We start from the raw sequence: 722 nt of genomic DNA, 5'->3' as shown, positions 1-722 counted from the left end.
CCGTCGACGGTCGAACTGGGCGGCAAGAGCCCGAACATCTTCTTCGCGGACGTGCTCGACCAGGACGACGCGTTCCTCGACAAGGCACTCGAAGGCCTCGCGATGTTCGCGCTGAACCAGGGCGAGGTGTGCACGTGCCCGTCGCGGATCCTGATCCAGGAATCGATCTACGACCGCTTCATCGAGAAGGCCGTCGCGCGCGTCGAGCGCATCAAGGCCGGCCACCCGCTCGACCTGCAGACGATGATCGGCGCGCAGGCGTCGCAGCAGCAGCTCGACAAGATCCTGTCGTACATCGACATCGGCCGCGACGAAGGCGCGCAATGCCTGACGGGCGGCGAGCGCACGGCACCGGCGGCCGACCTCGGCACGGGCTATTACGTGAAGCCGACGATGCTGCTCGGCAACAACAAGATGCGTGTGTTCCAGGAAGAGATCTTCGGGCCGGTCGCGTCGGTGATGACGTTCAAGGACGAGCAGGAAGCGATCGAACTCGCGAACGACACGTTCTACGGGCTCGGCGCGGGCGTGTGGACGCGCAACGGCACGCGTGCGTACCGGATGGGCCGCGAGGTCGAGGCCGGCCGCGTGTGGACCAACTGCTACCACCTGTATCCGGCGCACGCGGCGTTCGGCGGCTACAAGCAGTCGGGCATCGGTCGCGAGACGCACAAGATGGCGCTGTCGAACTATCAGCAGACGAAGTGCCTGCTGGTCAGCTA

General features: G+C 65.7%; 1 protein-coding gene. It reads left to right on the top strand.

The genetic code is table 11. The annotated features are described in order from the left end of the window. Positions 1-722: aldehyde dehydrogenase family protein (locus tag DIE15_RS36650; protein WP_124835883.1), on the top strand; the 722-nt coding region annotated here is incomplete at both ends.

Source organism: Burkholderia sp. Bp9031 (genome assembly GCF_003857965.1).
Lineage (GTDB): Bacteria > Pseudomonadota > Gammaproteobacteria > Burkholderiales > Burkholderiaceae > Burkholderia > Burkholderia ambifaria_A.
This window is presented reverse-complemented; position numbering and strand designations above follow the sequence as displayed.